At 42.1% G+C, this 25,112-nt stretch carries 25 protein-coding genes and 1 pseudogene; 18 read left to right on the plus strand and 8 right to left on the minus strand.

Features of this window, described 5'->3' with window-relative positions; translation table 11 throughout:
* The first annotated feature begins 132 nt into the window (after positions 1–132).
* The 4 genes from NSS82_RS05995 (at position 133) to NSS82_RS06010 (ending at position 2,546) form a co-directional block, all read left to right on the plus strand.
* The gene (locus NSS82_RS05995; RefSeq protein ID WP_076273762.1) at positions 133–348 is read left to right on the plus strand and encodes a hypothetical protein; all 216 of its coding nucleotides are present in this window, start codon (positions 133–135) and stop codon (positions 346–348) included.
* Positions 349–784: 436 nt separating this feature from the next.
* A complete protein-coding gene (locus tag NSS82_RS06000) occupies positions 785–1,396 on the plus strand; it encodes a hypothetical protein (protein ID WP_076273764.1) in 612 nt (203 codons plus the stop codon).
* Positions 1,397–1,850: 454 nt separating this feature from the next.
* Positions 1,851–2,099 (plus strand): LexA family protein, encoded by a 249-nt coding sequence (locus NSS82_RS06005; RefSeq protein ID WP_081386751.1) that lies wholly within the window; start codon positions 1,851–1,853, stop codon positions 2,097–2,099.
* A 111-nt stretch (positions 2,100–2,210) separates the two neighbouring features.
* Positions 2,211–2,546, plus strand: a complete 336-nt coding sequence (locus tag NSS82_RS06010) for a YolD-like family protein (protein ID WP_076273766.1) — start codon at positions 2,211–2,213, stop codon at positions 2,544–2,546.
* 49 nt (positions 2,547–2,595) lie between these two features.
* On the opposite strand, the gene NSS82_RS06015 is transcribed toward NSS82_RS06010, so the two are convergent.
* Together NSS82_RS06015 and NSS82_RS06020 are read right to left on the minus strand one after the other, a co-directional pair.
* Entirely contained in the window at positions 2,596–2,802 is a 207-nt protein-coding gene (locus tag NSS82_RS06015) for a hypothetical protein (protein WP_076273767.1), read from the minus strand.
* A 312-nt stretch (positions 2,803–3,114) separates the two neighbouring features.
* Complete coding sequence (locus tag NSS82_RS06020; protein WP_036676503.1) at positions 3,115–4,092, minus strand: tRNA dihydrouridine synthase; 978 nt, start codon at positions 4,090–4,092, stop codon at positions 3,115–3,117.
* A 264-nt stretch (positions 4,093–4,356) separates the two neighbouring features.
* On the opposite strand from NSS82_RS06020, the gene NSS82_RS06025 reads away from it, so the two are divergent.
* The 4 genes from NSS82_RS06025 to NSS82_RS06040 all read left to right on the plus strand — a co-directional run bounded on the left by NSS82_RS06025 (position 4,357) and on the right by NSS82_RS06040 (position 10,898).
* Entirely contained in the window at positions 4,357–7,647 is a 3,291-nt protein-coding gene (locus NSS82_RS06025; RefSeq protein WP_340960620.1) for an S-layer homology domain-containing protein, read from the plus strand.
* 142 nt (positions 7,648–7,789) lie between these two features.
* Complete coding sequence (locus NSS82_RS06030; protein ID WP_076273489.1) at positions 7,790–8,998, plus strand: MFS transporter; 1,209 nt, start codon at positions 7,790–7,792, stop codon at positions 8,996–8,998.
* A gap of 299 nt (positions 8,999–9,297) precedes the next feature.
* Complete coding sequence (locus NSS82_RS06035) at positions 9,298–10,275, plus strand: ring-cleaving dioxygenase (protein ID WP_076145545.1); 978 nt, start codon at positions 9,298–9,300, stop codon at positions 10,273–10,275.
* 17 nt (positions 10,276–10,292) lie between these two features.
* Complete coding sequence (locus NSS82_RS06040; protein ID WP_038568951.1) at positions 10,293–10,898, plus strand: flavin reductase family protein; 606 nt, start codon at positions 10,293–10,295, stop codon at positions 10,896–10,898.
* A gap of 67 nt (positions 10,899–10,965) precedes the next feature.
* Here the strand turns inward: NSS82_RS06040 and NSS82_RS06045 are convergent, their stop codons facing one another.
* Positions 10,966–11,874 (minus strand): EamA family transporter, encoded by a 909-nt coding sequence (locus NSS82_RS06045; RefSeq protein ID WP_076145542.1) that lies wholly within the window; start codon positions 11,872–11,874, stop codon positions 10,966–10,968.
* 188 nt (positions 11,875–12,062) lie between these two features.
* Positions 12,063–12,602, minus strand: a complete 540-nt coding sequence (locus tag NSS82_RS06050; protein ID WP_036676495.1) for an NADPH-dependent FMN reductase — start codon at positions 12,600–12,602, stop codon at positions 12,063–12,065.
* 281 nt (positions 12,603–12,883) lie between these two features.
* Here NSS82_RS06050 and NSS82_RS06055 point away from each other — a divergent pair, with 281 nt between their 5' ends.
* From NSS82_RS06055 to NSS82_RS06065, 3 genes are all read left to right on the plus strand, one after another.
* Positions 12,884–13,336 carry a MarR family winged helix-turn-helix transcriptional regulator gene (locus NSS82_RS06055; protein WP_076145539.1) on the plus strand — a complete coding sequence of 151 codons (453 nt, stop codon included), beginning with the start codon at positions 12,884–12,886 and terminating at the stop codon, positions 13,334–13,336.
* Positions 13,337–13,347: 11 nt separating this feature from the next.
* Positions 13,348–14,559: an MFS transporter gene (locus NSS82_RS06060; protein ID WP_076145537.1), complete on the plus strand. Its 1,212-nt coding sequence runs from the start codon at positions 13,348–13,350 to the stop codon at positions 14,557–14,559.
* A gap of 224 nt (positions 14,560–14,783) precedes the next feature.
* Complete coding sequence (locus tag NSS82_RS06065) at positions 14,784–16,553, plus strand: M3 family oligoendopeptidase (RefSeq protein ID WP_076273488.1); 1,770 nt, start codon at positions 14,784–14,786, stop codon at positions 16,551–16,553.
* Here NSS82_RS06065 and NSS82_RS06070 read toward each other — a convergent pair.
* Positions 16,550–18,127 carry a bifunctional metallophosphatase/5'-nucleotidase gene (locus NSS82_RS06070; RefSeq protein ID WP_076273487.1) on the minus strand — a complete coding sequence of 526 codons (1,578 nt, stop codon included), beginning with the start codon at positions 18,125–18,127 and terminating at the stop codon, positions 16,550–16,552. The genes NSS82_RS06065 and NSS82_RS06070 overlap by 4 nt on opposite strands.
* A gap of 177 nt (positions 18,128–18,304) precedes the next feature.
* Between NSS82_RS06070 and NSS82_RS06075 the strand changes: the two genes are divergently transcribed.
* The 4 genes from NSS82_RS06075 to phnE (NSS82_RS06090) all read left to right on the plus strand — a co-directional run bounded on the left by NSS82_RS06075 (position 18,305) and on the right by phnE (NSS82_RS06090) (position 21,787).
* Complete coding sequence (locus NSS82_RS06075) at positions 18,305–19,282, plus strand: phosphate/phosphite/phosphonate ABC transporter substrate-binding protein (protein WP_038568963.1); 978 nt, start codon at positions 18,305–18,307, stop codon at positions 19,280–19,282.
* 129 nt (positions 19,283–19,411) lie between these two features.
* Entirely contained in the window at positions 19,412–20,194 is a 783-nt protein-coding gene (gene phnC, locus NSS82_RS06080) for a phosphonate ABC transporter ATP-binding protein (protein WP_038568965.1), read from the plus strand.
* A gap of 1 nt (position 20,195) precedes the next feature.
* Entirely contained in the window at positions 20,196–20,987 is a 792-nt protein-coding gene (phnE, locus tag NSS82_RS06085; RefSeq protein WP_036676482.1) for a phosphonate ABC transporter, permease protein PhnE, read from the plus strand.
* On the plus strand, positions 20,984–21,787 hold the full coding sequence (gene phnE, locus NSS82_RS06090; RefSeq protein WP_036676480.1) for a phosphonate ABC transporter, permease protein PhnE: 804 nt from the start codon (positions 20,984–20,986) through the stop codon (positions 21,785–21,787). Before phnE (NSS82_RS06085) ends, phnE (NSS82_RS06090) begins: the two co-directional genes overlap by 4 nt.
* A gap of 241 nt (positions 21,788–22,028) precedes the next feature.
* On the opposite strand, the pseudogene NSS82_RS32650 reads toward phnE (NSS82_RS06090), so the two are convergent.
* The 3 genes and pseudogenes from NSS82_RS32650 to NSS82_RS06105 form a co-directional block, all read right to left on the minus strand.
* A pseudogene (locus NSS82_RS32650) lies at positions 22,029–22,559 on the minus strand (IS30 family transposase); the annotation flags it as partial.
* Between the two features lie 249 nt (positions 22,560–22,808).
* Positions 22,809–23,186 carry a hypothetical protein gene (locus NSS82_RS06100; protein ID WP_076145528.1) on the minus strand — a complete coding sequence of 126 codons (378 nt, stop codon included), beginning with the start codon at positions 23,184–23,186 and terminating at the stop codon, positions 22,809–22,811.
* Between the two features lie 16 nt (positions 23,187–23,202).
* Positions 23,203–23,556, minus strand: a complete 354-nt coding sequence (locus NSS82_RS06105; RefSeq protein WP_036676477.1) for a hypothetical protein — start codon at positions 23,554–23,556, stop codon at positions 23,203–23,205.
* Between the two features lie 293 nt (positions 23,557–23,849).
* On the opposite strand from NSS82_RS06105, the gene NSS82_RS06110 reads away from it, so the two are divergent.
* From NSS82_RS06110 to NSS82_RS06120, 3 genes are read left to right on the plus strand one after another with little or no spacing between them, the layout of a single operon-like run.
* Positions 23,850–24,014: a hypothetical protein gene (locus NSS82_RS06110; RefSeq protein ID WP_178420344.1), complete on the plus strand. Its 165-nt coding sequence runs from the start codon at positions 23,850–23,852 to the stop codon at positions 24,012–24,014.
* Positions 23,990–24,247, plus strand: coding sequence for a hypothetical protein (locus NSS82_RS06115; protein ID WP_235219389.1), 258 nt, complete (start codon positions 23,990–23,992; stop codon positions 24,245–24,247). Before NSS82_RS06110 ends, NSS82_RS06115 begins: the two co-directional genes overlap by 25 nt.
* A complete protein-coding gene (locus NSS82_RS06120; RefSeq protein WP_235219384.1) occupies positions 24,163–24,999 on the plus strand; it encodes an IS3 family transposase in 837 nt (278 codons plus the stop codon). The genes NSS82_RS06115 and NSS82_RS06120 overlap by 85 nt, the downstream gene beginning before the upstream one ends.
* Positions 25,000–25,112: the final 113 nt, after the last annotated feature.

Below are 25,112 nucleotides of genomic sequence, written 5' to 3' on the forward strand. Positions count from 1 at the left end.
ATAGAGTTCATATACATAATGTTCCAAATGGATTAATCTATACTTATGAATAATGAAAACTATCAATATAGAGATACATACTTTTACGTGGGAAAAATTAGGTCGGGTATTAAATACATATGAGTGATCATATTGAGTAATATATACAAAGTCCTAAAGACAGATGCAGAATTCCTAACGGCTGCTATGTCACAGTCACAGGTAGATATACTTGAATGCCGTGGTGATCTAGCTGGCTGTATAATTGATTGTGGTGGTCCAGTTCAGAAATGGAGTCCAGTTAGCGTTAAGGTTGCTGATGCTTATTACATGAGAAATGAATTTGAGTTTAGGATGGTTTTGGCATAAGCAATATATCAAATAACCAATCAGCTTTAACTGTTTGTTTTTTTTGTTTCGAAATCAGGTTTTCGGTTTCTTATTTTAAAATGTTGAAAATTTAAGTCTATCACACTCTTATAGGCATTAATGATTTATTGGATACTATGTCATACAATTGTTTGAATTTGGATATTTTTTTACTGGATTTATTGACAAAATCTAGTATATATTATATAACGATTACAACGGAGGAGAAAATATGAAAAAAATAATACCGAGTATAATTTTATCATTACTATCATTTCCGCTAGCAAATTTAATGCTATTCATTTATTTCAAAATTCTACCTCCATATGGTAGCAGTGAAATTGCATTATTGTCATGTGTTATTTCAATTAATTTTATTTCTTTTATTATTGCATTTTATGCAGTGATAGATAATAAAAATGGGAGGTAACATTTTATGAACAAAGGTCTAAAAAAAATTATCGTGAGTACAATGGCTATCTGTCTCAGCTTGTCAATTCCTATTGCGGCAAATGCCGCTACCGAGCCTGTCGATAGTGAAGCTCAAGCATTAAGCGAAAATGTTATTTTTACAGTGGAAGTTAATTCTGAAACAGAGTTAAACGAATTTTTATCCGAACTTGATACTCACAACAAAAAATCACAAGCACTGTGGGAAGACGCTTTGGTAAGATCTCAGAATGCTTCGGTTGAAAGGGAAGGAGTAGCTAGTATATCCCCTAGATCTGTAGAGATAAGCTCAGTATCAAAGTATGTCAAATTCTCTGGACATTCAGGAAATTTAGGAGCTTATGTTTCTTATAATAGGGAGACTAGAGGGTCTTCTTACATATTTGGAGATATCAATGGATTTTATATGTACGGTTCCAGCTCTACTACTACGGTTTCAAATCTAAACTATGATGGTGTAAAAATCGATGCTAGCAGAACATATGCTGTTACTTCTACTCTTTTGGTAGGTGTGAAAGATTATCATGACAATTTTAGTTATTATCCTTACCAAGCTTATATAGAATTTAACACTTCCGGTTCAGGTACTTGGTACTAATATTTAAATAATACACATTTTAATTTAAAATCGTTTGAAGAAGTCTAGTTAACACTGGGCTTCTTCTTTTTTAGTTATTTTAAATGGTTTGAGTTAGCTGCTTGGTATACGCAAGTTGGTGGATTTTTATTAAGAGTCAAGCGTAGGCTTCGTTGGAATAGACTTGAATTGTGAACTTATACATAAACCCCTGTTAATCATAATTTTCAATGGGGTATTTTTTTACATTGATTTTCGAACGTATGTTTGGTTATAATGCAAACATGCGTTCTTATTGGGGGCGATCACACGTGAAAATGAGAATTGGCCAAAGCATAGAAATTGTTTATATGGATAAAGTGGGTAAAATTACACAGCGTAAGATTGAGGTTCTCGGGATCCGTAACGGCTTAGTTCGAGCAATCGACTTGCAATCAGGCGCACCACGAGCGTTCCGAGAATCCAATATACTGGCATGGCAGCCAGTAAGGAAAGGTATGATAGCATGAATACATTAACTCCACGACAATATGCTGCGCTGCAAGCGATCATCAAACTTTCGGAAGCTCAAGGGTACCCTCCAACTGTACGGGAGATCATGGAGGAAATCGGGCTGGCATCTAGCTCAACAGCACAAGGATTGCTTGAAAAATTGACAGCAAAGGGATATATCCAACGCCATGGACGTACGCCTCGGTCATTACAGGTAATCCGTCATGCTTGAGGATACATTGCGTAAACGGCTGTTATAATAATTAATTATCATTGATAAGTTTGGTAGGCTCTAGGAATGCTGAACTGGTACCGAGCAAAGAGGGATTAGGAGGTAATCTGTATGAGAAAGAAATTAGAAGGTAATGGTCTATGGGAGAGTAGCCGTATGATGCTACCAGAACATGCGATTCGAATCATCCAGGATGAACACGAGCAACTACGGAAAGTGAAACCAGAGATTGATCCTCAGGAGTGGGAACTAATTGACCTGGCGTTGTATCATTCCATGGAGGATCATGCACCTGTAAATCTTGAACTGTTCGACCCCTTTAATGAAAGAATTGCGAAAGGGATTGTTATGCAGGTGGACCGGCAGCTGAAGCGAATCAAACTACGCTGGTCTGACGAGGAGTGGGATTGGATCGAAATGTCGGAGATTATAGCAGTAACTACATAGCACATTGTGAAGCCCTGCTCGCCATTACGGCAGCAGGGCTTTTGTGCGCTTATATCTCGAATTCTTCCCATCCTGGCTTAAGTGTATCTTCAGGTGCTGGTTCTAGATGTTCTGGCAGCACACTAATAAGTAATGGCTCTCCAATATCGAGCAAGACAGTTTTTGTTCCTTTCGCTAACACAATGCCGATCTTACCGATATGGAACCCGTCTATGATACGGACGCGAAGGCCAGGAGTAATGTTATCTATGTTCATGTGATCTCCTCTGCTTTAGAGCAACGCAATCCAATTGCCCATAATTTGCCCATAAAAGTATGTTTAGTAATGCGCGTATTACATATATAGCGCTACTCATTAAGTTGAAATTAGCCGTTATATCGCTGTATTCACGTAATGCGCAATTACTATGTTGATGGGTGGCATGATGTAAGGAAATCATTATCGAAGCAATTCGATGATGAGTTTCCTTGAGAGGAAACACCATTTGACCACATAGTACAAAAATGAGAGACCTTTCATAAGTTCATTGAACTTTTGAGAGGTCTCTCATTTTTTTGTGGGTATAATTTAATCTAATTCTTGCTCTAAAACAGTTTTTACTAACCGACGTACTTCATCAGTTGATCTTGTATCCATTAATTGGTTTCTTAGTTCACCTGCGCCTCTAAATCCACGAACATAGATTTTGAAAAAGCGAAGAAGTGGTTTAAATAAACGTGGCTCAAGTTCATTTGAATATTTATCGTGAAGATCCAACTGTAAAAGAAGTAAATTGAGAAAATCCTTCGCGCTGTGTTCTTTAGGTTCTTTTTCAAAGGCAAATGGATTGGTGAAAATACCGCGGCCAATCATGACTCCATCAACGCCGTATTGTTCTACTAATTTTAATCCTGTTGCGCGGTCAGGAATATCTCCATTAATAGTTAACAACGTATTTGGAGCAATTTCATCGCGCAATTTTTTTATTTCAGGGATTAGTTCCCAGTGTGCCTCTACTTTACTCATCTCTTTTTTTGTACGAAGGTGAATGGAAAGGTTCGCAATATCTTGTTTCAATATATGTCCTAGCCAATCGCGCCACTCGTCAACATCAGAGTAACCCAATCTTGTTTTAACACTAACCGGCAATCCACCTGCTTTTGCTGCTTGAATAATTTCTGCTGCTACTTCAGGATGTTTTATTAATCCAGCACCTTTTCCATTCGAAGCGACGTTTTGTGCCGGGCATCCCATGTTTAAATCGATACCACGAAAACCAAGTTTTTTCATATCAATGCTCATCTGTTCAAAAAATACGGGTTTATCACCCCAAATATGAGCGACAATCGGTTGCTCATCTTCTGTGAATGTTAATCGACCACGTACACTGTCTTTTCCTACAGGGTGACAATAGCTTTCTGTATTTGTGAATTCTGTGAAAAATACGTCGGGTTTTGCAGCTTCACTAACGACGTGACGAAATACAACATCTGTGACATCTTCCATGGGTGCTAATATAAAAAACGGCTTCGGTAAATCAAGCCAAAAGTTTTGTTCGTTACTCATATTATCTCCTCTTGTTGTAATATATAAAAACGATATAAGGATAGCAAAGTCCTATACCCATCATACATAGTATCATTTTTTTTCGTTTGATGCACAGAATCCATGATGTGTGAATGTTCGTCCATGGCTATTTGTTTATAATCTGTTTATTGATACTTGTTATAATCCTGTAGATGAAAAGTTTGTAATATAAAGTCGAATCGTGTTAACGAATCGATTATAGACAAACGACATAACGCATCCAAAGAACAGGGGGATAAGCAAGTGAACAAAAAGCAATGGATAAGCTCTATATTGGCTGCTGCTGTATTATCAAGCCCTATCATTATGCCGACCAAAGGATCGGCAGCTGCTTCCTTTATTGATATTGATGGCTCATATGCAAAGAAAGCGATTGTTGAGCTATTCGATCAGGGGATAGTGACCGGTGTTGGAGAGAGTAAGTTCTATCCTACGTCGAATATTACAAGGCAGGATTTTGCAATTATTTTAGCAAAGACATTAAAGCTGGATGTTTCGAACCCTCCTGCACTGCCAACCTTTCTGGACGTTCCCACAAGCAACTACGCATACAGCTATGTGGAGGCAGCTGTCAAAGCCGGATTGATTAAGGGTACAGGCAGTAATCTTTTCGGTACGGGGCAAAATTTATCACGTCAGGATATGGTCGTCATGTTCGTGAGAGCATTGGGATTCAATCCTACGGGTAAAGCTGGAACTTTGCAATTTGCTGATAGTAGCCAAATTGCTGATTATTCTAAGGATTTTATAGCTGCCGCTGTGGAATATGGATTGATTACAGGATATAATAATTTTTTTAATCCTGATACCAAAGTAGATCGTCAGGCCGTAGCTCTAGTAGCTTCTAAGTTTCTGAAGTTTAAGGAGAACGGAAACACTGAGCAGCCCGCTTCCACCCCAACTGCTCAACCGAGCAAAGAACCGGTAACAGTGCCTACTCCTGTTGTTAGAGGGTCTTCGTCTTCGCAAAGTGAGCATAGCAGTAATTCAGATACAAATGCACCTGTGGTTGAAAGTACCAAGTTCGAGGCGATCGACAACTACAACGGGACACAAGATCAGCTTCGCGGGTTAGCGGGAGCCATCGGGGAGCAAGGAGCAGCGGTACAAGCCTACCTGTGGACGGATGCGAATGAGAACGGTGAAGTAGATGCCGATGAATTAGGAACAGCCATCACATTAGGCACCAGTGCAGCAGACGGATCTGTGAGTGCGGCTAATATTGGTGATCTGAACGCAGGAACGTATCGTTTCGTGATTACCGCTAAGGATTCATCCAATAATGAATCAGCGAAGAAAGCTGCACATGCGGTTACGGTGACCTTGAGCAAAAACGAAGTTCCGGATACGAGTGCACCAGTAGTGGACGCAGCCAAGTTCGAGGCGATCGACAACTATAACGGGACACAAGATCAGCTTCGCGGGTTAGCGGGAGCTATTGGCGAGCAAGGAGCAGCAGTACAAGCCTACCTGTGGACGGATGCGAATGAGAATGGTGAAGTAGATGCCGATGAGTTAGGAACAGCCATCGCATTAGGAACTAGTGCATCAGACGGATCTGTAAGTGCGGCCAATATTGGTGATCTGAACGCAGGAACGTATCGTTTCGTGATTACCGCTAAGGATTCATCCAATAATGAATCGGCGAAGAAAGCTGTACATGCGGTTACGGTGACCTTAAGCAAAAACGAAGTTCCGGATACGACTGCACCAGTAGTGGACGCAGCCAAGTTCGAGGCGATCGACAACTACAACGGGACACAAGATCAGCTTCGCGGGTTAGCGGGAGCCATCGGGGAGCAAGGAGCAGAGGTACAAGCCTACCTGTGGACGGATGCGAATGAGAATGGTGAAGTAGATGCCGACGAATTAGGAACAGCCATCGCTTTAGGCACCAGTGAAGCAGACGGATCTGTGAGTGCGGCCAATATTGGAGATCTGAACGCAGGAACGTATACTTTCGTGATTACCGCTAAGGATTCATCCAATAATGAATCAGCGAAGAAAGCTGCACATGCGGTTACGGTGACCTTAAGCAAAAACGATGTTCCGGATACGACTGCACCGGTAGTGGACGCAACTAAGTTCGAGGCGATCGACAACTACAACGGGACACAAGATCAGCTTCGCGGGTTAGCGGGAGCCATTGGCGAGCAAGGAGCAGCAGTACAAGCCTACCTGTGGACGGATGCGAATGAGAACAATGAAGTAGATGCCGGCGAATTGGGAACAGCCATCGCATTAGGCACTAGTGCAGCAGATGGATCTGTGAGTGCAGCCAATATTGGGGATCTGAACGCAGGAACGTATACTTTCGTGATTACCGCTAAGGATTCATCCAATAATGAATCAGCGAAGGACGCTGCACATGTGGTTACGGTGACCTTAAGCAAAAACGAAGTTCCGGATACGACTGCACCGGTAGTGGACGCAGCCAAGTTCGAGGCGATCGACAACTACAACGGGACACAAGATCAGCTTCGCGGGTTAGCGGGAGCCATTGGCGAGCAAGGAGCAGCGCTACAAGCCTACTTGTGGACGGATGCGAATGAGAACGGTGAAGTAGATGCCGATGAATTAGGAACAGCCATCACATTAGGCACCAGTGCAGCAGATGGATCTGTGAGTGCGGCTAATATTGGGGATCTGAACGCAGGAACGTATACTTTCGTGATTACCGCTAAGGATTCATCCAATAATGAATCAGCGAAGAACGCTGCACATGCGGTTACGGTGACCTTGAGCAAAAACGAAGTTCCGGATACGAGTGCACCAGTAGTGGACGCAGCCAAGTTCGAGGCGATCGACAACTACAACGGGACACAAGATCAGCTTCGCGGGTTAGCGGGAGCCATCGGGGAGCAAGGAGCAGCGGTACAAGCCTACCTGTGGACGGATGCGAATGAGAACGGTGAAGTAGATGCCGACGAATTAGGAACAGCCATCGCATTAGGCACTAGTGCAGCAGATGGATCTGTGAGTGCGGCCAATATTGGGGATCTAACCGCAGGAACGTATACTTTCGTGATTACCGCTAAGGATTCATCCAATAATGAATCAGCGAAGGACGCTGCACATGTGGTTACGATTGAGCTTGTTAATGGCGTTCTGACCACACCTACGGTTACTAGCTCTATATATGGCTTTGACGGAGGCGGCGGTTCAAAAACAAAACAACTGATAACGGGTTCTACACAATCGCGCATTCGCTTCGACTTTTTCTCCGGAGAAAGCTTTACGAATGCTGAAATTCAGGTAACGTTGGAAGGCATGATCTTTACCACAAACGACTATTATACCATTAGTGGATGGACACATCCGACGAGTGATCAAATTAGCAATAATGGGCATACGTTAACTTTCACAGGAAGTAACATAGGTGTTTCGGATATCGCTTTTGAACTTCATAATAAAGTGATGCCGGCACCCGGGACCTATCTCATTAAGTTCAAAGCAGATGCGGATGGACCTGGAACAGCCAGATCTTATTCCGAGGAACAAGTCATTACCTTAATTATTTTGCCACCGGCTTAAACTAGAAGTTTCTCATGAGTTCTTTGAACTTGTGGGAAGCTTCTTTTTTTATGAAAAATAGGATTGCTCAATATAGTCTAAATGATTATTATGAGTAAGGTATGTTCATATAAAAATAGAGATAAACAGGATGGAGAGCACCATGAAAACAACACGTCAGAACGCATTGATTTTCTCGTTTACTTTTATGGCTTTTATTCTGGGTACGACGGAGTATATTATTGTTGGTTTACTCTCTGAAATATCCTCAAGCCTCGGAGTTACGCTTGCGACAGCCGGGGGCTTGGTATCTGGCTTCGCGATTTCTTATGCCATTGGCACACCAATTATGATGTCCTTGTGCAGCCGTGTTCCGAAACGGATTACGATTCTTGTATCACTTGTATTGATTCTGCTGCTGAATTTGTGGAGTGCTGTAACTGGAACTTACAGTATGCTGCTGGTGACTAGAATAGTTACTGCCATACTATGTGGCTTTGTTCTTTCTGTAGCCATTACGGTAGCGAATGAAGCGGTTGATCAGGAGAAGAGAGGCAAAGCGATTGCTACAATTTTGAGTGGTTTTGCTATTGCGAATGTTTTTGGTGTGCCGATCGGTACTTTTGTAGGGCAGTTTTTTAATTGGCCAGCAGCGTTTGTTCTGAATGGGATATTAGCTGGAGTTGCCATAGTTCTAAATTATATTTATATTCCACGCCAATTACCGAAACCTGTGCCTAGCTCACTCAAAGATCAGATTGGATTGCTCACAAACGGCCGCATTATTCTTGCATTTCTCATTCCGGTTACAGCAGTGGGAGCCGTATTTGTGATGTACACTTACATTACACCTATTCTGGAGCAAGTCATGAATGTTCCTAAAAGCTCGGTTAGCGGTGTGCTGTTTGTATACGGAATTGCCACGATTGTCAGCAACTGGATTGGTGGCAAGGTTGCGACCGGGAATGCGGTTAGTAAGCTGAGATTCGTGTTCCTTATCCAAGCTGTGGTCTATGTTATCTTTAGTATGACCGCATCTGTTTCCATTCTTGGAATGATTGTGCTAATGGCTCTAGCCATGATGTCGAGTATTGTGAGCGCCCCTGCACAGCTCTATTTGATTGACTTAGCTAAGCAGTTCTCACCAAAAACGAAGGATCTTGCTGCCTCATTGAATCCAGTAGCCTCAAACCTGGGAATTGCAGGCGGGTCCGCGATCGGTGGAGTGGTTGCCGGGCATGGAGGATTAATCTCTCTTCCTGTAGCTGCTGCCATCCTGGCGATATTGGCCTGTGTGATTACGTTGATATGTTATAAGATGGATCATCAAAGCCAAGTAGCGGTCATCACTCAGCATCATAACTTAACCTAATGAGATGATATAAAATATCCCGGCTTCATACGAGTTCATTGAACTTGTGTGGAGCTTTTTTTATATGATAAGCTTCAAAGCGTTGACTTCCTACAGATTCAGTGCTAAACTTATCTTAAGTTAAAGATATTTAAAGTGAAGATAAAAAATCTCGATACTATCCACCAAAGAGCTTGTACAGTAGAAAAAGATCTTTTTTTAAAGTGATATCTTAACATTAAGATAATTAAACTAAACCTTCTTGTTCTTGGGAATTATATTACGAGTCAAAATCAACTAAACATTAGGAGTGTATAACAATGAGAAACTTAAAAGGGATTCACCACGTTACAGCCATCACAAGCAGCGCAGAGAAAAATTACGAGTTTTTTACTTACGTGTTAGGTATGCGTCTAGTGAAGAAAACAGTTAATCAAGATGATATTCAGACGTATCATTTGTTTTTTGCAGATGATAAGGGCAGCGCCGGAACAGACATGACCTTCTTTGATTTTCCTAACATCCCTAAAGGGGTTCATGGAACTAACGAGATTGCGAAGACATCCTTCCGGGTACCAACAGATGCTGCATTAGACTACTGGGTTAAGCGTTTTGATCGGCTTGCAGTGAAGCATACCGGCATTAAAGAGCAATTCGGCAAAAAGACAATATCCTTCGTAGATTTCGATGATCAACAGTATCAACTTATTTCAGATGAATTGAATAAAGGTGTCGTATCAGGTACACCGTGGCAAAAAGGGCCTATCCCTTTGGAGTATGCAATAACGGGCTTGGGACCGATCTTTGTACGAATTGCTGACTTCAGCTACTTCAAAGAAGTATTGGAGAAAGTGATGTTGTTTAAAGAAATTGCTCAGGAAGAGACGTATCATTTATTTGAAGTTGGCGAAGGCGGAAACGGTGCACAAATTATTGTAGAGCATAACGAGTTCTTACCGAATTCACGCCAAGGTTTTGGGACTGTTCACCATGCTGCATTCCGTGTAGAGGATCGTGCGATGCTTGACGAGTGGACAGAGCGTTTTGAAGGCTTTGGATTCCAAACTTCAGGATATGTAGATCGTCACTTCTTCGAGTCGTTGTATACACGTGTAGCACCACAAATATTGTTTGAGCTTGCCACTGACGGGCCAGGATTTATGGGAGATGAGGAATATGAAACCGTTGGCGAGAAGCTTTCTTTGCCACCTTTCTTGGAACCTAAACGTGAGCAAATTGAGAAGTTAGTCCGTCCTATTAATACCATTAGAAGTACGATCGACTTTGTAAAAGAGTGAAGAAGGGGCTGAGGAAATTGATTTCAATTGATCCAAAGCACAACAGTGAGCGGGAAAATTACAAATTATTAATTGGCACTATTATTCCTAGACCTATAGCCTTTGTCACAACACAATCAGAAGAGGGTCTCTTAAATGGTGCACCTTTTAGCTATTTTAATATCGTTTCGTCCAATCCTCCAATGGTTTCATTGGCTATTCAAAGACCGGCAGGCCGTTTAAAAGATACAGCCCGTAATATTTACGATAATCAACAGTTTGTTGTGCATATTGTAGATGAGGAGAATGTTGCGAAGATCAATCAGACTGCAGCCACATTACCTGCTTCTGAAAGTGAAATTGAATTGGCGAATCTTACACCGATTCAAAGTACAAGTGTAGCTGTGCCTGGCGTTTTGGAAGCGAAGGTGCGGATGGAGTGCAAGCTTGTTCAAGCAATCCCTCTAGGGGGTGAAGAACCTGGGAGTGACTTGTTTATTGGCGAAATTGTTCAATTCCATATCGATGAATCGATCTATCAGGAGGGGCACATTGACCCGAGAGTTCTAAACGCTGTGAGCCGCTTGGCGGGAAATAATTACGCAACTCTTGGAGAGATTTTTACAATAGATAGGCCGGAATAAGCAACTATAGAATAGACCTGCTAGTAAGCAATGAAGCCTACTTAGCAGGTCTTTTTGTGTACCGAAGCTACAGCTCGTCCGCAACCCCCAACAAAGCAATCCCTAGAATCACAACGATAATAACGGCATATTGTGCCTTGCTTAGTTTTTCTTTGAGGAAGATGCGCGATAATATTACGGAAAAAATGCTGTATGAAGCAATAAGTGGTGCCGCGATAATGGCGTTGCTGGACATAGCAAATACGTAGAAGAATTGTCCGGTCGTTTCCAGAATGGCTGCGAAGCCCTTATCCCGTTCTTTAAATAGGTTGAACTTTACCTTTTTAAAAAATTTCAGGTATGTAAAAGACAAGATGGCACATATAAAGAAGGTGTATTCATACGCGAGCAGAGCTGCTTTTTCGCTAATCAGGCTGAGTTCATCCAAATAAATAGCATCGGCAAAGGTGCCAAGTCCATCGATTAGGCAGTATAGGATTGGAAAAATGATGGCGATCACACCCATCTGATATTTTTTATCAATCTGTGCGGCACTTTTTTGAAGCGCTTGGTGTTCTGCTTTCTTTTCCAAGATGGCGATCCCGATAATGCCTAAGGTGATAACGGCAACACCAACGATTTCAAGCGCCCCTAGCTCATGGGTGAAAAAGATAAATAATAATATCGTCGTTACAGCGCCTGATGAATTTTGTACGGGGGAGGCAATGGATAACTCAATATATCTAAGTCCAATATAACCGACTGCCATCGACAGGATATAGAGTGCAGACACAGGGAAATATCGGATTAAGTCTATAGGATCAAAGGTCAATCCTTGAATGAGCATATAAGCTGTCGCGTGAATACCCATGACTATGCCCACGAAAATGACAATCTTAATATGGCTATACCGATCCTGACTATCGGTCCCCTTTTTATAGAATAAGTCAGCCCCTCCCCAAGCGAAGGCTGTTAATAATGCAAACATAAACCACATGATCATTGCTCCTTGCTGTAGATTAAAATCCCCGCCGATTATACCAGATTAGATTCTACACAGGGTGGTCATTTCGTCACACATAAAAAATACACCCTCAAGAATCGACTGGACAAACCATAGGTTTATCGAATGTCTATTCTAAAGGGTGTACTTCATAACATAACAGAGGCGTAAGGCGTTCTATCTTAACGTAGAGTTTTCAATGCGCCACTCCAAGCCAAGACTTGATCCAGCATCCCATTAAGATTGGTAAGATGCAGATCCGCTGGTTTAAACACAGTTCCGTTCTCGAAATCAGTGAACAGTGACAACGCAGGGTGTACACGAACGTCTGCTACAGATAGTTCTCCCAAGATTCCGCGTAGATGTTCAGCTGCACGAGCGCCCCCTACGGAACCATAACTTACGATACCTGCTGCTTTATTATTCCAAGCTTCACGGGCATAATCGAGTGCATTTTTCAGTGATGCAGAAATACTGTGGTTATATTCTTGTACGATAAATACGAAACCGTCTAGTGTAGCAAGTTTAGTGTTCCAAGCTGTTGCTTGTTCAGTTGCATCAGCCTCACCCAATAGTGGAAGCTTGAAGTCTGCAATATCTATGATCTCATAATTAGCATCCCCGCGTGCATCCGCAATCTTTTTAACCCATTCTCCTACTTGCGGGCTTAAACGACCTTGACGAGTACTTCCGAGAATAATACCGATGTTTAATTTTGACATTGTTTGTTCCTCCTCAATTTTTGTTCTACCAAATAGTTTGTCTAGAAATCCCATGAAGTACACAACCTTTAAAAATTATTTATCTCAAGAGTAGTAAACTCTGGTTGTCTTTAAGTTAAGTATCTTTAAGATGAGATAATAATACCGCACATAGTGTGCTTTGTCAAGCAACTTTATAATAGTTAGTTCATAGCTTTGATTCACCTTTACAAAATTAGTTGTTAGGAATATAATTGTTTAAGCAACTATTAAAACAGTGTTAATTGAGAAGGGATACGATCATGACGACAAAGCATAACCAATCCGAGCTTACGTTAGGATTTATGATGGGTACGACCTACCGTAAATTAAGCATGTTATTTCAAAATGGGCTGAAAGAACATGATATAACACCGGAGCAATGGTCAGTCCTTTTTCATATTGACAGAACGGAAGGTCTGATTCAGAAGGATATCGCTAAACGTTCTGGTAAGGATAAGCCAACTACAACGCGAATTCTGGATCATTTGGAAGGAAAGGGACTGGTCTACAAAAGAACCGGCGAGAACGATCGGCGTTCTTTTAAAGTCTATATTACGGAAAAAGGAAGGTCTCTGGTGAAGGAAACCGTTCCTATTGAAGATAAGGTGACAGAAGAGATTATGAACTGTATTTCTAGTAAGGAATATGAGTTGCTCATGGAATTGCTGCTAAGAATAAACAATCATGTAGATCAAATAACAGATGGAGAGTAGGAAGGCAAGTTATGTTAGAACAACAAGAACTACGTACGAAATTATGGACCAAATCTTTTATTGCTTTAACGATTAGTGCTTTATTTTTATTTATGAATTTACAGATGTTGTTATCTTCATTTCCGTCTTACGTAAAAAGCGAATTTCAGGCCGGAGATATTATGGTCAGCCTCGTTACCAGCGTCTTTGCATTAACTGCGATCGCTTCACGTTTTATGACCGCTTTTCTGATGCGGAAGGTTAGCCGCAATGTATTATTATATATTGGCTTAGCAATTGCCGCCGCTATAACCGGCCTTTATGTTGTAGCAGATTCCATTGGCTCGCTGCTGCTGATGCGTGTGGGCTATGGGATTGGATTCGGGATTGCCAGCACGATTATTCCAACGATTGTTTCGCAGATTATTCCGAGCAAAAGAATGGGTGAAGGGATAGGTTATTTCGGTTTATCTACCAGCCTGGCGATGTCGATCGGTCCGATGATTGGCTTAAATGTGATGAAACAATCGGGTTTTGGAACACTGGCTATGATCGGTATGGTAACCTTACTTCTTGCCTTTCCAGTACTTTTATTTTCTCGTTCACTTCCTGCACAACCGAAAAAACAGCCAACCCCAACTCAAAGCGAATCCACCAAACCTCTCAAGGTTCCGTTTAATACAAAGTTAGTATTGCCTGCCATTCTAAATGTCATGTTGGCAATTACCTACGGGGGATTGCTAAGCTTTATCGCTTTATTCGGCGAATCAGTTCATCTGGAGCAAGTGGGTCTGTTCTTCTTATTTAATGCGGTTACGATCATCATTATAAGACCTATCTCCGGCAGATTATTTGATAAAAGAGGACCGGCGGCTGTCCTGATTCCCGCGGCAATTTGTGTTGTCGCAAGCTTAACTGTGCTTTCTTATACGACATCTATGCCAATGCTTATCGTTTCTGCACTGCTATATGGACTTGGCTTCGGTGCTATTCAGCCAACTCTCCAGGCTTGGATGCTTCGTACCTCAACACCTGCACAGTATGGTATGGCTAACAGTATGTTTTATAACTCAACGGATTTAGGCGTAGCCAGCGGAGCTATTATTCTTGGGGCAATCTCGGCAGCAACCGATTATGGGATAATGTATCGTTATTCGGCTGGGTTTATGGTGTTGTTCCTTATCGTGTATGTGGGAATTCAGATTAACAAGGCTAGAGTGAATCCTTCAACCTTAAGTCAATAGGGTTAGGAGATTAAGCCAATCTTTATCTACTATTCATATTATTTTAAGCTAAGAGGGTTATAGTAATCACATAACCCCCTTATAATATAGACTTTGACCCTGCCGGACGTTGGCAGGGTCCTTTTTTTGTGTATGAAGAGAAGAAGTACATTATGTCGATGCACTTTTCTGGCAGGATGGATTATGCTTAGAAGAATAGGAATCGAAGGGGGAGAGATTTGCGGATGAATATGACATGGAACTTAGATAGTTTATATCCTTCCTTTGAATCGGAGCAGTTAAAAAGGGATCGCAAGCTACTGGGCCAGCATGTACAAGATTTAAAGCGGTGGGCTAAGCACCATTTGAATGTAAAAGACGTTACAGCCATGCCTGTGGAGGGCTTTTTAAGAATTTATAATGATTATAAAAGCATATATGTATGCTTGTTAGCTTATGCAGAGTTAACACTCAGCGCAGATAGTGGCTGCGAGGAAGCTATGAACCTTGCTGATGATATTGAGGAGGCCAATTCAGAAATCATCGGGGTAGTTGTGGCTTTTAAGCGCTGGTTTAGCACTTGTGATCATATGGATGAGCTTATAGTTAGCTCACCTTATCTAATGGAGCATCAATTTTATTTGCGAGAACTCCTGTTACAATCCCGCTATGAGTTAAGCGAAGAACTTGAAATGGCCATAGCCAAAATGCAGAGTACAGGATCCAAAGCATGGAGCAGACTGTATATGGAGAGGACTTCGAGTACACTTGCAGATTTAGCGGTGGATGGGGAAACTAGACAAGTGACGCTTGCGGAGCTAAGAAGTATGGCTTATGAGAATAATGCCAGCTTAAGAAAAGCTGCTTATGAAGCAGAGGCAGAAGCCTGTAGTCTTATTGCTGAGGTCTGCGCAGCCAGCTTAAATGGCATTAGTGGTGAGGCGCTGACGATTTATGGCATGCGGGGTTATCAATCTTCGCTGGAAAAAGTGTTAATCGCTTCGAGAATGGACAGTGAGACTTTAGCCGCTATGCTCACTGCTCTTGGGGAGAGCCTGCCAGCCTTTCATACCTATTATCAAAAGAAAGCCGAGCTGCTGGGACATCCGGCAAAGCTGCCTTTTTACGATATTTTTGCACCAGTCGGTGTAGAAAACGGGAAAATTACATACGCTAACGCCAAAGATACAATCATCGCGAGCTTCGCAACCTTTAGTGAGGAACTGGCTGGTTTTGCTCAGAAGGCTTTTGATCAGCAATGGATTGATGCAGAACCTAGATCAGGCAAAGGAGGTTATGGACTCTGCATTGATATTTTTCCGATTGGCGAGAGCAGAATTATGACCCAGTTCACCGGAAATGCCATAGATATTAGTATCCTTGCCCATGAGCTCGGCCATGCCTATCATAGCTCCTGTCTGGCTAATGAAACGGTGCTGAATACGGATTACCCGATTCCGATTGCTGAAACGGCTTCGATTTTTTGTGAGACGATAGTGAACCATGCCATAATTACAAATTCAACGGAGAAGGAAGCTCTGCTTATTCTGGAGAGAAGTATTTCTGATGCCGGTTATTATCTTGTAGACTTTTATGCCCGTTATTTATTTGAGATCAAATTATATGAGAGAAGAGCATTAGGCCCGCTGTCTGTTCAAGCGCTAAATGAATTGATGATTGCCTGTATGGTGGAAGCCTATGGTGAGGGCATTGACCCGGGTACAATCCATCCGTACATGTGGATGAACAAAGCTGGATATTTTATGGCTAGTAATGAATTTTTGAATTTCCCGTATTCCTTTGGTTTGTTATTCTCTAAAGGACTGTACGCGGAATATTTAAAGAGGGGCGAAGAGTTCGCCCCTAAGTATCGCCAGTTCCTTAGGGATACCAGCAAACATAATATTGTTGATGTAGCACAAACAATGGATATAGATGTTCACTCCGTCGACTTCTGGAGAAGTGCATTGAAGCTAATAGAGAGCGACATTGGGGTGTTCATCGCTAAAGCCTAAACAACTCTCCAATTATGGTCACAGGTAGCTTCAATTTGGCCATGCTTTTCAATGTAGTCCGTGACAATTTCAGATATGTCGATCATAATTTCTTGAACAATCGGCTTACCCTTATACATCTCATAATCTCCGCCACCGCTAGCCCTATAATTGTTCATAACAACCTCATATTCCTTAGAGTCCTCTATAGGCTGTCCTCGGTACAGCAGATGGAGGACTCTTTCGCCTGCAGGTCTAGCGGTATCAAGCTCGTATTGTATTCCTTCCCACATATCATAATTGTAATGCTGCGGTTTAGGCTCGATGTAGGCGGGGTTAACGGCTATTATTCCGTTCTCGTCTTGTTGGAAATAGTTAGAGGTTTGTTCTAAGGCCTCTCTAATATCTTGTCCTGTCAGTCTTAGGACGGTTAAGGTGTTGGGATAAATGAAGTTCGATAAAATGTCTCTGCGTGTGATGGTTTCGCTGAAACCCTTGCAATCGTTACTGAGTAAGGCTGCTGTAGAAATGTCTACGCCAGCAGCCTCCATTTGTACCTTATTCATAAATTCTATAAAAGGATGGTCAGCCAAGCGGCATTCATCAGCACTGGAAATAGACAGGTCCCCGATAACCGTTCCTATTCTCTCATCCAGCCAGGTTTGTGTTTCTGATTCAAGAGTACTGCTCAGCTCTAGGATTATTTCATCTGCAGCTGTTGTCTCATTAACGGTAAGGAGCTCGGCATGTTTACGCTGAATCTTCCAGTGTGTATTTTCTTTTTGGAAGATAACTGAAATTTTACCGAGGGAAAGTCCATTACAACCAGGTTGTATGATTGTAACACCGTTCAACTCCCCAGCTATGGAGCGGTGCTGATGTCCGGTAATTAACACATCTAAGCCCTCTACCTCTGTACACATGGCGTAGGCTTGATTCTCCCCCGTTAGTCTCTCTACAGGTTCTCCACTGCTTAGATCGCGTTCGAATCCGCCGTGGTAAGCTACAACGAGCAGATCAGGCTGCTCTTCTGCCCGTATAATGGCACACCAATGCTTTACAGTCTCTAGCGAATCCTCAAATTGAAGCCCTTCAATATGGCTAGGGTTCTCCCAGTGGGGGATGTAATGCGTCGTAACCCCTAGAACGGCTACTTTGATTTTATCTACCCATTTGATGATATAGGGTTTACCAAAGGCGGGTTGATTTGTCGTGTTATCTATAATTCCAGCTGATAACCAAGGAAAGCGGGAATCCTGAACGGCTTTATTCAGCAGAGTTTTGCCAAAATTGAATTCATGGTTGCCAATAATTGCAGCGTCATATTTCAATTCATTTAGTGCAGCTATGCCCGGATTCAGCTCATTACTATAATGTTTAGCTGCATAATAAGTTAACGGTGTGCCTTGAATAAGATCGCCGTTATCTATAAGGATCAGCTCAGGAGTATGGGATCTTTCTTGTTTAATGAGGGTAGCAATTGTTGCTAAGCCTGCTGGTCGTTTCTCCCCCGTGCGGTAATCGACGGGCCCAAAATGTCCATGTAGATCACTTGTTACGAGGATTTCACAGGTTATTGAATTCTCTTTATTCATAGGTAGCCCCTCCTGATAATAAGTTCAGACCTCATTCTAGCAGATAAATTGCTAACTTTAAGAGATTGGAATAAATTTTACATATATTTGATGCTTGGTTGCTATTGATTTAATAAAACACATCTATAGTTTAGAAGTACTCAAAAATAAAAATAGAAAACAGTGGAGGTCTTTCGTTTGAGAAAAATCAGTAAATTCGTATTGCCGCTAATGATGTCTATTACATTGCTTAGTGGTTGTGGCGCTAACAACACTACAAATAATGCAAACCAAGGATCGACGGACGGGGCAAATGCACCGAAGGAAACGGCAGCTCCTGTAGCAGAGGGTTATGTTCCAGAGAAGCTTACTGTACAATTTGTTCCTTCTCAAAATGCAGATACGCTCGAAGCTAAAGCGAAACCTCTTGAAAAATTACTGGGTGACAAGCTCGGTATTCCTGTAGAAGTAAGTGTCTCTACTGATTACAACACCGTTATCGAAGCTATGGCCTCTAAAAAAGTGGATGTAGGTTTCCTTCCTCCAACTGCTTACGTGTTAGCTAAAGAAAAAGGAGCAGCTGAGGTTATTCTTCAGGCTCAACGTTTTGGTGTAAATGATGAAACCGGTGGTCCAACAGATGAATTAGCGGATTTCTATAAATCTATGATTATCGTCAAGAAAGATTCTGCGATCAAATCGGTTGCCGATTTGAAAGGTAAAAAAATTGCCTATCAAAACGTTACATCCTCTGCAGGATTTGTATGGCCGGCTGCAACGCTTATGGATGCGGGACTTGATCCGCTGAAGGATGTACAAGCCATTACGGTTAAAGGTCATGATCAAGGCGTGCTTGCTGTGCTGAATGGTGACGTAGATGCAGCAGCTATTTTCCAAGATGCCCGGAACACGGTCGTTAAGGATTATCCAAAAGTATTTGAAGATACTCAAGTTCTCGCCTTTACTGATAAAATTCCTAACGATACGATTTCGGTCCGTTCAGATATGAATAAAGAATGGATTGAAAAAATCCAGCAGGCATTCATTGATATCGCAGCTGACACAGAAGGCCATGAGATTATCAAAGACATTTACTCTCATGAAGGTTATGTGAAATCACAAGACAGCAACTTTGACATTGTTCGCGAATACAACAGTAAAGTAAAAACAGAGTAGAACAGGCCGTTCAAGGATACAACGATGTTGGTGTATAACAGGCATTAAGGATAGCCAGCTCCGGATTCCCCCCCGGATCTGGCTATCTCTTTTATACGAATATACGAAAACACATAAAGGGATGATTTCATGATAGAGCTTCGTAATGTATCCAAAACGTATCTAAACGGAACCAAAGGATTAAACAACATTAACCTGACCATTCCAGCCGGAGAATTTGTAGCTATTGTTGGTCTTTCGGGAGCAGGGAAGTCGACCTTGCTGCGTTCCATTAACCGGCTTCATGATATTTCCGAAGGTAATATTCTTATTAACGGACAGTCCATTACGAATGCAAAAGGAAGCCGGCTACGAATGATCCGTAGGAATATCGGAATGATCTTCCAAAGCTTCAACTTAGTGAAACGTACGACGGTGCTTCGTAATGTTTTGGCAGGACGGGTGGGCTATCATTCCACACTGCGGACGATACTTGGCAGATTCCCACAAAAGGATATCGATTTAGCCTTCGAATCCCTTGATCGGGTAAATATCGCGGAGAAGGCCTATACACGTGCAGATCAGCTATCTGGAGGTCAGCAGCAACGTGTAGCTATTGCCCGTGTTCTTGCGCAGGAGGCACAGATTATCCTCGCAGATGAACCTGTAGCTTCACTAGATCCGCTCACAACCAAGCAGGTTATGGATGATCTAAAGAAGATTAATATGGAACTCGGGATTACGACCATTGTGAATTTGCATTTTATTGATCTGGCTAGAGAATACGCTACCCGGATTATTGGGCTCCGGGCAGGAGAGGTTGTCTTCGATGGTCCTGTATCAGAGGCAACCGATGAGAGGTTTGCGGAGATTTACGGCAGACCGATTCATCAGGATGAGTTGTTGGGTGAGCCTGTACTCGGAGGCGTGTGAGATGAGTGTGAATGCAGAGAAGCTACATCCCAAACCGCCAAGAAAGATAAAACATTATTTTACAGCCATTATATTAGTAGTATTACTGTGGAGAAGTGCTGTCTTAACCGATTCATCCTTCGGAGAGCTGATTTCCGGTCTGCCGAATATGCTTGATTTGCTTAAGGAAATGTTTCCCCCGAACTGGGGGTATTTTGACAACATTATAGATGCGATGCTGGAGACGATCCGGATGGCGCTGGTTGGCACAACGTTTGGTGCCATTCTTGCGGTTCCGGTTGCGCTGTTGTGTGCAAGCAATATTACGCAAAGCCGTTGGCTTCATTATCCGGTCCGTATGCTGCTGAACCTGATCCGCACGATTCCCGATCTGCTGTTGGCTTCTATCTTTGTGGCCATTTTCGGCCTCGGTGCGCTTCCTGGGATATTTGCTTTGACGATATTTTCGTTGGGGCTGATCGCCAAGCTTACCTATGAAACGATGGAGACGATTGATCAAGGACCTTTGGAAGCAATGACTTCAGTAGGGGCTAATAAGATTCAACGCATTATGTTCGGAGTCATTCCACAGGTACAGGCTCATTTTATGTCTTATGTCCTATATGCCTTCGAGATTAATGTTCGTGCTGCGGCGGTTTTAGGTCTGGTAGGAGCGGGTGGGATCGGCCACTATTATGAAGTCACCCTAGGCTTTTTGGAATACGATAAGACTTGCACCATCATCTTGTTCACATTAGCAGTAGTACTGATTATTGATTATGTAAGCACTAAGCTACGGGAGAAATTAATATGAGTAAATCATGGAATACCCTTGTCCCTAAACCCCGTAAAAATCGTTTTCGTTGGCTGATTTATGTAGCCCTAGCTGCGTTATATATTTGGGCTTTTTCGGGAGTGCCGTTTAATGGATTCAAAGAAACCGCCGGGATCATTACTAAAGCAATTTTTGCCGGGATATTCTCACCTGACTGGGCCTTCGTTTATTTACCAGATGGGGAGGATCTCCTGCGGGGATTGCTCGAGACGTTAGCTATTTCAATCCTAGGCACTTTTATCTCGACCTTTTTATGTATTCCTTTTGCATTTTGGGCTGCAGTTAACATGAGCAAGGGAAAGGTAATTTCAGGTTCCGGCAAGCTGATGTTGAGCTTTATACGAACCTTCCCTGAGATTATTATGGCTTTGTTATTCATCAAGGCTGTTGGACCGGGTTCTTTTGCAGGTGTGCTGGCTCTGGGACTACATTCGGTGGGCATGCTCGGCAAATTGTTCGCGGATGAGATTGAGAATATCGACAACGGTCCACTCGAAGCTTTAATTTCTTCTGGCGCCAGCCGCATGCAGGTATTGTGGTTTGCAGTGTTACCGCAGGTGCTGCCGGGATTCTTATCCTATACCTTATATAGATTCGAAATTAACGTTCGTTCGGCTACGATTTTAGGTGTGATTGGAGCAGGGGGGATCGGCACACCGTTAATCTTCGCGCTCAGTTCACGGAATTGGGACCGCGTGGGGATTATACTGCTAGGTATCATTGCGATGATCACAATTATTGATTTGATTTCCGGCAAGATCCGGAAGAAGCTGGTGTAACCGAGTTGCATAATGATATGTGAGACAAAGACCTCCTTAGGGTATGAACCGAACCTGAAGTGCACCCCTTAGAATAGACATTGGATAAAACCCCTGGTTTGTCCGATGAAATTCTAGGGGTGTATTTTTATGGCGATTAAAGGACAGTAGTACTACGCTCGGGCATCTTTAATACCACATACTGGCGTGTCTTCCATTCGATAAAGGTTGCGACATGCGCCTTGCTTTTCCCCACGACTAGATACACAGCAAATTCTTTACCTCGGTTAGTCGTCGCTGTTTGAAATGTGTCGTTCGGGTACTGACTAGCCACAACCCCAAACGCAATCTCCATCGAGTGTGCCGTTTGAGACGGTATCGAGTCCCCAATGGCCAAAGGTTGTACGTTTGCGAACTTCTTTCGGTCGCTTACTGATGGGAGTCCCGATGAGGAAGCGACCACGTGTTTCGACAGGCTTCTGTCGCTTGCCTTTATGACGCAGCGTTTAAACGTTACCTTCGGCAAGACGTCCTTTGTAGAGCCAACGATAGATTGTTACGAAGCACACAAAGGTTTAGCCGTCTGATCGGCGCTTCTCTGCAATTTGTTCAGGGGACCACGTTTCCTTTAGTTTTTAGTCGATCTCTTTGCCAAGAGCTGCAGTGTATTTACCGACAGGAACGCTCAACTCTCTTCATTTGCAGTGCCGTTGCTGAGCGATTTGAGCGCACCGTCCTGCTCACAACCGCGACCTAGATCTCGAGCGATGGTTGAGGGATGTTGGCCTAGTTTGCTAAGCTAGGAATAGCTCATATTTGGTTCTCCTGTAATGGTTTAATATCCTAAGTTTCAACTTTATTCTGAAGGTAATTTAATAGGTCTATAGCTAATAAATTGCAGCGCACGTACCAGTCAGAAAATGTATAACATAATAATAAAAAGCCGCTTCACAGCGACTATTATTGTGTTTGAGTTATAATAATGGTAAGTGGTTGTGTGTAGATCCTGTTACGAATATTATTCCACCCTATTCTTCTTGTACTACAAACGGTACTGTTCAAGAGCGTAAGGTATATCGGTTACATGGTCCGCTTTTAAGAGATCATAATTTGACATAAGAACATCGTAATATTCGATGAGCCATTCATCTGGGCTATACCCTTGCAATATATAAATCTTGTCAAGCTTATCTCCATCTACAATACCTATCTGTTGGCCTTTTAATAATCCAACCCCTGAACCAAACAATGAATAAGTAATCGCACCTCGTTTAATTTTAGCAACAGATTGATCTGGATTAGTTATTCGGGAAAGACGTTCAAGAGGTTCCGAATGAGAGTCCGTTAAAAACAATGATTTAATTATAAAGAGTCCCATTACTATTCCAACAACTGAAAGAGCAATGATCATTTTTTTCATTTCATTTCCCCTTTATCTACAAGGTTTTGTTAGTATAGGGCTCTTCTAGCCCATTTACCATATCTTTAAAGGCAACTATCCGGTTATCCGGGCTAGTCAAATCCTGATGTGGATAGATACCACTGTCCAAAACTGCGACCGTAATAGGAGGATGTTTATTCTTTTGTTTTTCTTCTAAAATATTTTCAACTCCGATCATTTTCTTAACATCATCGAGTGTTGAAAAATCATTGTTATCCGAGGTGTATTTCGAATCAGCTTCTTTTTTAACCATTTCATTCCCTAACCTCAACGGAGTATGATTTCGGAAAAAAGATTTAATTTTAAAATGATTACAAAATTTAACAAATATGGCTTTTGGGATCATCATATTAGAATATTCTTAAATTAACAACCCACAATATTACATTTTTTATTTAGGTTTGCGAAGGGGGGGCGAGGAATTCATCGAAATCTGAATTATATTACCATCAAACTAAGGATAACCTAATTAGTATTATCGTATATTTCAATATTTTTCTAATCAAAAAATCGGTAACCTTAAGAAAATAACGGTCTATAGTTACAGAAAAAAACCTGCACTCATAATGAAGTGCACCCCTTAGAATAGACATTGGATAAAACCCCTGGTTTGTCCGATGAAATTCTAGGGGGTGTATTTTTATGGCGATTAAAGGACAGAAGTTTAAATCATACTCGGATGAAATCAAAAAGGAGGCTATTCGATTACATGTCGAGGAAAAATGGACTTATCGTAAGATTACGGAGCATTTTCAGTTTCAAGACCAAGGGCGAGTAAAGAAATGGATAAGAGATACCGAGAGCTAGGGGAATTTGGGCTACTAGATCAACGAGGGCGTCGTGAAGAATATATCGATCAAGATAGATATGTTCAAAAGCTCAAACGAGACAATGAAATGCTAAAAAAGTGTTTGGAAATCTGGATGCAGGAGGTGAAACGTGCAAATATAGAGTCATTGAGAGCGCAGCAAAAGAATATGCCGTTAGCGACTTATGTAAACTCTTTAGGGTCTCCAGAAGTGGATACTACGCTTTCTTGAAATGTAAAGGAGTAGAACGGGATCAGGCGGCGAAAGAACTCATTCAGAAGGTGTATGAACGGTATAACGGCATCTACGGTTATCGCCAAATTCAATTGTTCCTGCTACAAGACCACGGAGTTTGGATGAATCATAAGAAGGTACTCAGAATCATGCAGGATCTAGGCATCCGTTCGAGGATCCGCGGAAAGCATCGTTGTAATTATGCTTCTTCCGAAGGAGATCGTGTGGCGAAAAATATATTGAAACGGGATTTCAAAACGGATGCTCCCAACCAAAAATGGGTGACAGACATTACGCAATATCGCGTAGGCGAAAAGTGGCTCTATCTCTCTGCTATTATAGATTTATTCAACAACGAAATTATTGCTTATCAAATGAGCGCTAGGAACGACAATAAACTGGTTCTCCGAACCTTTCAGCAAGCGTGGTCTCAGCAAAAAGACGTGACTGGACTGATCGTTCACAGCGATCAGGGATTCCAATACACATCTCATGCATACCACGACATGCTGCCAAAGGTTGGCGCCCGAATCAGCATGTCTCGCCGAGGCAATTGTTATGACAACGCCTCTATGGAGAGCTTCTTCTCACATCTCAAAACGGAAGGACTCTATCCTTATGATATCCGAAATATGGATGAGGCACAAAGAAAAATTGAAGATTACATTCGATTTTATAACCAACATCGGCCACAACGAAGGTTAAATAAGCTGCCCCCGGTAGAATACCGGAAGCAGCTTATAGTCTAGGGTCTTTTTTCAGTGTCTATAAAATGGGGTCTTGATCAACCTAGGGGATATGATCCATACTATATTGGACCATTCGAAAATGTATGAAAAAGTAATAATTATTTTTTCTGAAA

The sequence above is a fragment of the Paenibacillus sp. FSL H7-0735 genome, assembly GCF_038008505.1.
GTDB classification, from domain to species: domain Bacteria; phylum Bacillota; class Bacilli; order Paenibacillales; family Paenibacillaceae; genus Paenibacillus_AQ; species Paenibacillus_AQ odorifer.